General features: G+C 36.5%; 10 protein-coding genes. All 10 read left to right on the top strand.

Features of this window, described 5'->3' with window-relative positions; genetic code table 11:
- Positions 1 to 813, top strand: an 813-nt coding sequence (locus N3D17_04460; protein MCX8082629.1) for a Gfo/Idh/MocA family oxidoreductase, incomplete at its 5' end; no start/stop codon positions are given.
- Between the two features lie 26 nt (positions 814 to 839).
- The gene (gene trpD, locus N3D17_04465; GenBank protein MCX8082630.1) at positions 840 to 1,865 is read left to right on the top strand and encodes an anthranilate phosphoribosyltransferase; all 1,026 of its coding nucleotides are present in this window, start codon (positions 840 to 842) and stop codon (positions 1,863 to 1,865) included.
- Positions 1,862 to 2,500: a hypothetical protein gene (locus N3D17_04470; protein ID MCX8082631.1), complete on the top strand. Its 639-nt coding sequence runs from the start codon at positions 1,862 to 1,864 to the stop codon at positions 2,498 to 2,500. The genes trpD and N3D17_04470 overlap by 4 nt, the downstream gene beginning before the upstream one ends.
- Entirely contained in the window at positions 2,478 to 3,245 is a 768-nt protein-coding gene (gene trpC, locus N3D17_04475; protein MCX8082632.1) for an indole-3-glycerol phosphate synthase TrpC, read from the top strand. The genes N3D17_04470 and trpC overlap by 23 nt, the downstream gene beginning before the upstream one ends.
- Positions 3,246 to 3,259: 14 nt before the next feature.
- On the top strand, positions 3,260 to 4,606 hold the full coding sequence (locus N3D17_04480) for a TrpB-like pyridoxal phosphate-dependent enzyme (protein ID MCX8082633.1): 1,347 nt from the start codon (positions 3,260 to 3,262) through the stop codon (positions 4,604 to 4,606).
- An 88-nt stretch (positions 4,607 to 4,694) separates the two neighbouring features.
- The gene (locus N3D17_04485) at positions 4,695 to 5,339 is read left to right on the top strand and encodes a phosphoribosylanthranilate isomerase (GenBank protein MCX8082634.1); all 645 of its coding nucleotides are present in this window, start codon (positions 4,695 to 4,697) and stop codon (positions 5,337 to 5,339) included.
- Positions 5,326 to 6,510: a tryptophan synthase subunit beta gene (gene trpB / locus N3D17_04490; protein ID MCX8082635.1), complete on the top strand. Its 1,185-nt coding sequence runs from the start codon at positions 5,326 to 5,328 to the stop codon at positions 6,508 to 6,510. The genes N3D17_04485 and trpB overlap by 14 nt, the downstream gene beginning before the upstream one ends.
- A gap of 6 nt (positions 6,511 to 6,516) precedes the next feature.
- Positions 6,517 to 7,296 (top strand): tryptophan synthase subunit alpha, encoded by a 780-nt coding sequence (trpA, locus tag N3D17_04495; GenBank protein ID MCX8082636.1) that lies wholly within the window; start codon positions 6,517 to 6,519, stop codon positions 7,294 to 7,296.
- Positions 7,257 to 8,000 carry a hypothetical protein gene (locus N3D17_04500; protein ID MCX8082637.1) on the top strand — a complete coding sequence of 248 codons (744 nt, stop codon included), beginning with the start codon at positions 7,257 to 7,259 and terminating at the stop codon, positions 7,998 to 8,000. The genes trpA and N3D17_04500 overlap by 40 nt, the downstream gene beginning before the upstream one ends.
- Before the next feature lie 3 nt (positions 8,001 to 8,003).
- Positions 8,004 to 9,290, top strand: coding sequence for a homoserine dehydrogenase (locus N3D17_04505; GenBank protein MCX8082638.1), 1,287 nt, complete (start codon positions 8,004 to 8,006; stop codon positions 9,288 to 9,290).
- The last annotated feature ends 81 nt before the right edge of the window (positions 9,291 to 9,371 follow it).

Below are 9,371 nucleotides of genomic sequence, written 5' to 3' on the forward strand. Positions count from 1 at the left end.
ATGTTAAAGATGGATAAACTTGACCTCGTTGTGGTAATACTTCCTCATAATCTTCATGCGCCTGCTGTAATGGAGTGCCTTGAGGCAGGAAAACATGTGGTTGTAGAAAAGCCATTCTGTATTACTGTAAAGGAAGCGGATGAGATGATTGAGAAGGCGCGTTCTTCTGGATTGATGCTCAGTGTATTTCATAACAGGAGATGGGACCCTGACTATCTACTCATCAGGGAAATCATAAACAAAGGACTTATAGGAGATATATTCCATATAGAGTGCGGTGCTTCTTCTTACAGCCATCCTGGATTTTCCTGGCGTTCAGATAAAAAGATAAGTGGTGGATTACTTTATGACTGGGGTGCTCATTTCCTTGACTGGGTACTAAACCTTGTAGATTCAAGGGTTTTAAGTATAACAGGAGAACTGAAAAAACTTGTATGGAATTCTGTGACCAATGAGGATTATGGAGAGATATATATGAAGTTTGAAAATGGAGTATCAGCTGACTTTGTTCTATCTCAGATAAGTGCGTTGCCCAAATCAAGATGGAGAATTTTAGGCACAAAAGGAGCAATAGAGCAGACAAACTGGGAAGAGATAAAACTTGTAAGTTATGTATCAGGTATAAAACAGGAAGGAATTATAAAAGTACCGCAGCAGACAACCGGAAACTGGTGGCAGTATTATAGAAACATAGCAGACCATATTCTTATGGGAGAAGAACTGATAGTAAAACCAGAGCAGTCAAGAAGAGTTATTGCTATTCTTGAAGAATGTGAAAAAAGTATAAAAGAGCAGGGAATACTTTCAATATAGATATTTTTTATGATAATATACCTAATATGGAAAAAGTTGATATAAAAGATATATTTGATATATTGTTTGAAAGAAAGGCGCTGGACGAAGAGACAAGTTATGGTATTTTTAAGATGATTATGGAGGAAGAGATATCTCCTGTGAAGACTGCTGCTTTTCTTTCCCTCTTAAGGATGAAAGGCGAAGACCCGTCAGAGATTACAGGTGCTGCTAAACTTCTCCGTGACAAGGCAACGAAGATAATTATTAACAAAAAAATTTCTGTATGTGATACCTGTGGAACAGGTGGTGATTATTCAGGAACATTTAATATATCAACCTGTGCTGCAATAGTTGGTTTCTCTACAGGACTGACAGTTGCCAAGCATGGTAATCGTTCAATGACCAGCAGTTGTGGGAGTGCAGATGTTCTTGAAGCAATTGGATATAAGATTGAGGTAGAGCCATCAAAGAGTGAAGCGATTTTGAATAAATATGGGTTTGCCTTTCTCTTTGCCCCTTTGTACCATAAGGCAATGAAAAATGTTTCACCTATAAGAAAAGAACTCGGATTTAAAACAATCTTCAATATCATAGGACCTCTCTGTAATCCTGCTGGTTCTGATGTACAGATAATGGGCGTAAATGACTATAAACTCTTAAAGATTATACCTCCTGTTTTTCAACGGCTGGGAATAAGGGGCTATATATTTCACTCAGAAGATGGTCTTGATGAGATATCACTTACAGGAAAAACATATATGTCAGAAGTATCAACCAAAGGAATAAGAGAGTTTGAGATATATCCTCAGGACTTTGGATTTAAAAAATGTAACCTTTCTGACCTTAAAGGTGGGGATGTAAAAACGAATGGTGAAATTCTTTTAAGTATCATAAAAGGAAAAGAAAAAGGAGCAATGAGGGATGTTGTTCTCTTGAATACAGCATTTTTACTTAATGCTGCAGGGACTACAAAAACCGTTAAAGAGGGAATTGAACTTTCAGTAAGTGCTATAGAAAAGGGGATATGCTGGAAGAAGATTAATGAGGTTTTAGAGGCGGTGAATAGATGAAGAAGGTTATTACTATTGTTCTTATTCTATTATTTATTGTTTTTATCTCTACCTCTTTTGCCAGTGATATAGACATTTCCCTTTCACATCAAGCAGCAGTAGACCTCTGTGCATACCCATCTGTCAGAGAAGGGGTTATAGACCTTTTGTATCTATATGTGGATGAACTATGGCACAGAGGAATGTATGAGAGAATCTTTCCTGTGTTGAAGTTGATAACCACTATTTCACCATCAGATGTTGAAGCATGGACACTGGGGGGCTGGTTTCTCATAAATGGTATTGTCCCAAAACTTTCGGGAAAAGAGAAGGAGAGGGTGATTAATTATGCTGTTGAGTTTATGAAAAAAGGTATAAAGGCAAATCCTGAAGATGCCCGGCTTTATATGGAACTGGCTATGTATTACTATAACAGGCAGGATTATGAAAATGCCCTTTATTATCTGGAAAGTATAGAAGTGCCATATCCTTCGTTCCACTTTTTACATATCAAGGCACATACATATCAAAAATTAGGAAGAACAGAAGAGGCAATAAAGGTCTGGGAAACAGTGAAAAAGTTTTTCCCTGAGATGAACGATGTTGCAGACAGGTTTATTACGGAGTTAAAGAGTGATATTGAAAAAAATAATTGAGGAAAAGAAGAGAATTATAGAAAGACAAAAAGAAGAAGGATTAGAGAAAAAAGGCAGGATAAGAGAGACAATAAGTTTGAAGAAAAGATTACAGGATGGATTTGGTGTTATTGCTGAAATAAAAAGAGCATCTCCATCCGCAGGTATTATAAAAGAAGATATAGATGTAAAAGAGATATCTTTATTCTACAGCAGATATGGTGCTTCTGGTATATCGGTACTTACCTGTGAGCCATTCTTTAAGGGCAAGATAGAAGACATAAAAAAAGTGAGGGAAGTTGTTGATATCCCAATACTGATGAAGGATTTTATTATTGACCCTTATCAGGTATATCTGGGAAGGATGTACGGTGCAGATGTTTTTTTACTCATATTAAGAATTTTATCAGATGAAATTTTTTTAAATCTTTTAAAAATAGGTGAAGATATGAAGATGGAAGTGCTTATAGAGGTACATAATGAGGATGAAGTTAAAAGAGCGTTGAATCTGGTACAGAATTGGGAAAACAAGATTTTAGGGATAAACAATAGAGACCTTGATACATTAAAAACAGATATTTCTGTAACATTTAATTTGATTAAGTTAATTCCAAAAGATAAAATAGTTGCTATAAGTGAAAGTGGTATCAAAAGTAAAGAAGATGTAGAAAGATTGAAAGATGCAGGAGTGAAGGGTATTTTGGTAGGCGAGAGTTTGTTGAAAAGTATTGATATTAAAGAGAAACTAAAGGAGTTTCTGAGTTAAACGAGGGAGGATAGATGGAAGACAACATAATTGTTTTATCAGCAAAGGAGATGCCACAGAAGTGGTATAATATTTTACCTGACCTGCCTGTATCCTTACCGCCTGTGATACATCCGGGAACAAAGCAACCAATTAAGCCAGAAGACCTTGCACCCATATTCCCTATGGCTCTTATACAGCAGGAGTTTTCTCCTGAAAGATGGATAGAAATCCCTGACCCTGTAATGGATGTTTACCGACTGTATCGTCCAACTCCTTTAAGAAGGGCAAAAAACTTTGAAAAGGCATTGAAGACAAAGGCAAGAATATACTTTAAAGATGAGTCAGTTTCTCCCCCGGGTTCACATAAGCCCAATACTGCGGTTGCTCAGGTATATTATAACAAAGCAGAAGGGGTAAAGAGGATTGCTACAGAAACAGGAGCAGGTCAGTGGGGTAGTGCACTTGCCTTTGCCTGCAGGATGTTTGGATTGGAATGTACGATATATATGGTAAAGGTATCATATAACCAGAAGCCATATAGAAGATTGCTATGTCAGGTGTGGGGTGCAACTATGTATCCTTCTCCATCCGATAAGACAAACTATGGAAGAAAGGTTCTTGCAGAAAATCCGGATTCTCCTGGCAGTTTAGGTATTGCTATATCAGAAGCAGTTGAAGATGCTGCTTCAAGAGAAGATACAAAGTATTCATTAGGAAGTGTCCTTAACCATGTACTTCTTCACCAGACCATTGTAGGACTTGAGACAAAAAAACAGTTGGAGATGATAGGGGAGAAACCTGATGTTCTTATTGGCTGTGTAGGTGGTGGTAGTAATTTTGGTGGTTTAATATTGCCCTTTATCCCTGATAAGTTAAAAGGAGAAAAAATAAAAATAATTGCAGTTGAACCAAAGGCATGTCCTACTCTTACAAAGGGGCTTTATAAATATGATTTTGGAGATACTGCCTGTACAACACCACTTATTAAGATGTTTACACTGGGACACAGTTTTATACCACCAGGTATCCATGCAGGTGGATTGAGATATCATGGAGCAGCACCTATTGTATGTCATCTTTTGAAACATAAACTTATAGAAGCGGCAGCATATCACCAGAAAGAGTGTTTTGAGTCAGCAGTTCTTTTTGCCAGAACTGAAGGGTTCTTACCAGCCCCTGAGACATCCCATGCTATAAGAGCGGTGGTAGAAGAAGCAAAGGATGCACCAGAAGGTAAGGTAATTGTTTACAATCACTCAGGGCATGGGTACTTTGACCTCTCTGCCTATCAGTCATATTTTGAGGGAAAACTTGAGGACTATGAATATCCTGAGGAAAAGATAAAACAGGCACTTTCAGAACTGCCTGATATAGAATAATTAAGTATATTCTCATTGATATCCTTTTTCTGTAAAAGGATAGAGGAAAAAAGGAGAGAGGGAAGGTATTATCTTAATTTTGAAGGTTATGCATATAAAAATATGTGGTTTTACCAGAAGACAGGATATATACGATGCTTTTTCTCTCGGTATTAAGATTATAGGACTGAATTTTTATAATAAAAGTCCAAGGTTTATATCACAGGAGAAAGCAAAAGAATTTCTTGTGGATATTTATAAGGATATTAAGGTTATTGGTGTATTTGTAAACCCTGAAGAAGAAAACCTTTTTCAAATAACAGAATTTTTAAATCTTTCTGGTGTGCAACTACATGGGGATGAGAGCCCGTTACTTATAGAAAAGTTTAAAAAGAAATTCCCAGAAAAGATAGTTATAAAAGCACTGCGAGTAAAAGATAAGAGAGTGCTGAAAGAAAGCATGAAGATATATACACCTGACTTTTTTCTCCTTGATGCATATGATAGTTTTATCCGTGGAGGTACAGGTAAAAGGATAGATATTTCTTTACTTGATGGGTCTTATATACCCTGGGGGAAGGTTTTTCTTGCAGGTGGTATCACACCGGATAATGTAAAGGAAATTCTTAATGTCTTTCATCCGTATGGAATAGATGTGGCTTCAGGTGTAGAGAGTGCGCCAGGTATAAAGGATAAAAACAAAGTAGAGCAATTGCTTAAAAATATAAGAGAGATGAAATATGAAACTGCCTGATATGTACGGGAAGTATGGAATTTTTGGTGGAAGGTTTGCTCCTGAAACACTTATACCTGCACTTGAAGAATTAGAGAGAGAATACAGAAACATCTCAAAAGATAAAGGTTTTAGAAAAGAACTTGCATCTCTCCTTTCTGAATATGCGGGCCGTCCTACACCTCTTTATCTCGCTGAAAATTTTAGTAGAGTTATTGGCTGTAAAATATATCTAAAAAGGGAGGACCTTGCATTTACAGGGGCACATAAAATTAACAATACACTGGGACAGGTGCTTCTTGCTAAAAAGATGGGGAAAACCCGAATAATAGCAGAGACAGGGGCAGGGCAACATGGTGTAGCAACCGCAACTGCCTCTGCCCTTTTTGGTATGGACTGCTGTGTATATATGGGTGAGATTGACTGTGAGAGACAGAAACTGAATGTTTACAGAATGAAACTTTTAGGTGCAGAGGTTATACCGGTAAAGTCAGGCAGTAAAACACTTAAAGATGCAATCAATGAGGCAATGCGGGACTGGATAGCAAATTTTTCTAATACCCATTATGTTATTGGTTCTGTTGTTGGTCCACACCCATATCCTCAAATAGTGAGGGATTTTCAGTCAGTAATAGGTACAGAAACTAGAAAACAGATACTTAAAAAAGAAAAGTGTCTGCCTGACTATCTCGTTGCCTGTGTAGGTGGAGGAAGTAATAGTATTGGACTTTTCTATCCATTCTATAAAAATAAAAGTGTTAAATTTATAGGGGTGGAAGCAGGAGGGGATGGAATAGATACATTAAAACATTCAGCAACACTTAATAGAGGAAGCAAAGGAGTACTTCATGGTAGTTTTTCTTATATATTACAGGATAGATACGGACAGATAAACGAAACACATTCTGTTTCAGCAGGGCTTGATTATCCTGGGGTTGGACCAGAACATGCATTTTATAAAGAGACAGGAAGGGCTATCTATGTTTATGCTACAGATAAGGAAGCACTTAATGGTTTTCATGTTTTAAGTGAGACGGAAGGAATTATCCCTGCACTTGAGTCAGCACATGCAATTGGCTGGCTGATAAAGAATAAAAAGAGGTTTAAGAAAAATGATACTGTAGTAATATGTCTCTCAGGCAGAGGTGATAAGGATGTGGCTGGAGTTGCTGCAATAGAAGGTTGTATGTGAGTAAAAATGAACAGGATAGATGAAAAATTTAAGAGGTTAAAGAAAAAAGAAGAGAAGGCATTGATTGCATATTTTACTGCCGGTTTGCCTTCTACTGCTGGTACGGTTGATATAATTAAAAAGGCAGAGCAGTCAGGTGTGGATATTATAGAGATTGGGATTCCTTTTTCAGACCCGATTGCAGATGGACCTATTATACAGTATGCCTCACATCTTTCACTTGAAAAAGGAACAAATACAGATAATGTATTTGAGATATGCAGAGAACTGAAAAATTCAGTAGATATACCATATCTCCTTATGACATATTACAATCCTGTTTACAGATACGGGATAGAAAAATTTGTAGGAAGATGTGCAGAGACAGGTGTATCCGGTCTTATTATTCCTGACCTTCCATTTGAAGAGGGTAAGGAGATAAGGGAAATACTGAAGAAGAGAGACATATATCTTATTAACTTCCTTACTCCTTTTACACCAGAAAGGCGGGCAGAAAAAATTGTAAAGGCATCAGATGGATTTATATATTTTATTACATCAGCAGGTGTTACAGGACCGAGGGAAGATTTTTCAAAAGAAATGTGGGAAGGATTGTCAGTAATAAGAAGAGTGTCAGATATTCCTGTAGCAGCAGGTTTTGGAATATCAAGTGTCCAGCAGGTAAAAAAATTAAAGGAAAAGATAGACGGGGTGATTATAGGAAGTTTTTTTGTAAAAAAGGTAATAGATGGTAAAATAAAAGAACTATGGAAAGAAATAAAAGCAATAAAAAAGGTTTTAAGTTAAAAAAGATAGTTATTACTATTATCTGCCTCGCGATTGCAGGTGCAGGGGTTAACTTTTATCTTAAATATCTTCAGGAGAAGAAGAAACAGATGGAACTTGCTGAAAAGAAGAGGCAGGAAGAACTTGAAAAAGAAAGACAGAGAAAATTACTTGAAGAAAAAAGAAAGGAATTTGAGAACCTTATTGATGAGATGAAAAAGTATTATGAGGCAGGGGATTTTGAAAAAGCGAGGGAAATTGCTCGCAGGGCACTGGAACTGGCAAAACAATATAACTTCAATACAGACGAGATATACAGGATACTGCATCTTATAGAAGTTGCAGAATATAAAAAGAAACTTAAAGAACTGGAAAAATTGAATGTGGATATTTATAAATACTTTTATGTAAGAGAAGAAGTTTCAAAAATACCGGTTATGAAAGAACTGGAAGATTTGAAAGGTAGTGTTTTGAAGAAGACCTATGTTAATGAGTACTCTGTGAATCTTATAATGGCAAAAGAAAATGCTGTTAAAGGGATGAAGGCAGAAAATCCTCTTTATTACTATCTTATAAGCAGGGATTATTTTGATAAAGCGATTGCTATCCGTAAAAAGCACCACATTGCTATTGCGCCAGAAGAAGATGAAGTTAGAAACCGCCAGAGAGAATTGTTCTTCTACTCAGAAAAGGTAAGGGAAGCAACAGTCCCTTCTACCCTATAAGTGATGGATAAAAAGGCCGTTAATATTGGAATTATTGGATGTGGAACTGTTGGAAGTGCGGTTGTAGAAACCCTTCTTAAAACAAGAAACTCCCTTAAGCAAAAAACAGGAGTTGATTTTATAATTTCAAGGGTTTGTGATAAAGACATTAAAAAGAGAAGTTTACTCCCTTCACTATTCACTTCAAATCCAGAGGATATTGTAAATGCACCTGATATAGATATAGTTGTGGAACTTATAGGCGGAACAGATATTGCCTTTGATATAATCAAAAGGGTACTGAATAAAGGTAAGTCAGTTGTTACAGCAAACAAAGCAGTTATTTCAGAAAGAGGTAGAGAACTATTTAACCTTGCAGAAGAAAAGAGGGTTCATATTGGATTTGAAGCAAGTGTTGCAGGAGCCATACCTGTTATAAAGACAATAAGAGAGAGTTTTGTTGGAAATAACATCCTGAAAATCTTCGGAATACTTAATGGTACTACAAACTATATACTTACAGAGATGTTCCATAATTCTTTAAATTTTACTACTGCCCTATCAATGGCTAAACAACGTGGTTATGCTGAAGCAGACCCTTCCCTTGATATAAAGGGAATTGATACCGCACATAAAATCTCTATACTTTCAACACTTGCCTTCCGAAAATATATCCACTGGAAGGATATTTATGTGGAGGGGATTGAGACAATTGAACCAATAGATATAAATTTTACTGCAGAATTTGGATACAGGATTAAACTTCTTGCTGTTGCAAAAAAGGAAGAGAACAAACTTGATATACGGGTTCATCCCGCACTACTACCTTCAAAACACCTGCTCTCTTTTGTAGATGGTGTTTATAATGGTGTTTATCTTGAAGGAGATATGTTTGGGAGGTCACTGCTTTATGGTGAAGGGGCTGGTGGAATTGCTGCTTCCAGTGCAGTTATCTCTGATATTGTTGATATCGGGAAGAAACTTATACACAATAATCTTCCTTATAAGACCATTGCTTCAGAAGATAAAACAATGCAATTGCTTTCTGTAGAGGATGTCCAGACAAGGTATTACTTTAGATTTACTGCTCTTGACAGACCCGGGGTCTTAGCGGGTATCGCAAGGGTATTAGGAGAAAATAATATAAGTATCGCATCAGTTATTCAAAAAGAGGAAAGTCCTGAAAAGGCAGTTCCTATTCTTATGTTAACCCACAGAGCAAAAGAGTCGTTCGTAAGAAAGGCAATAAAAAAGATAGACAAACTTCCATTTATCAAAAGCCCGACTGTTATTATACGTCTTGAAGAGTAAAAAAACTAAAATCTGCCTTTCATTTTTATACCTTGATACTTGCTGTTATAGGATAAAAATTGTATTATAAAAATACATAAC

It is taken from the genome of bacterium, from assembly GCA_026414725.1.
In the GTDB taxonomy this organism is placed as follows: Bacteria; Ratteibacteria; UBA8468; order B48-G9; family JAFGKM01; genus JAAYXZ01.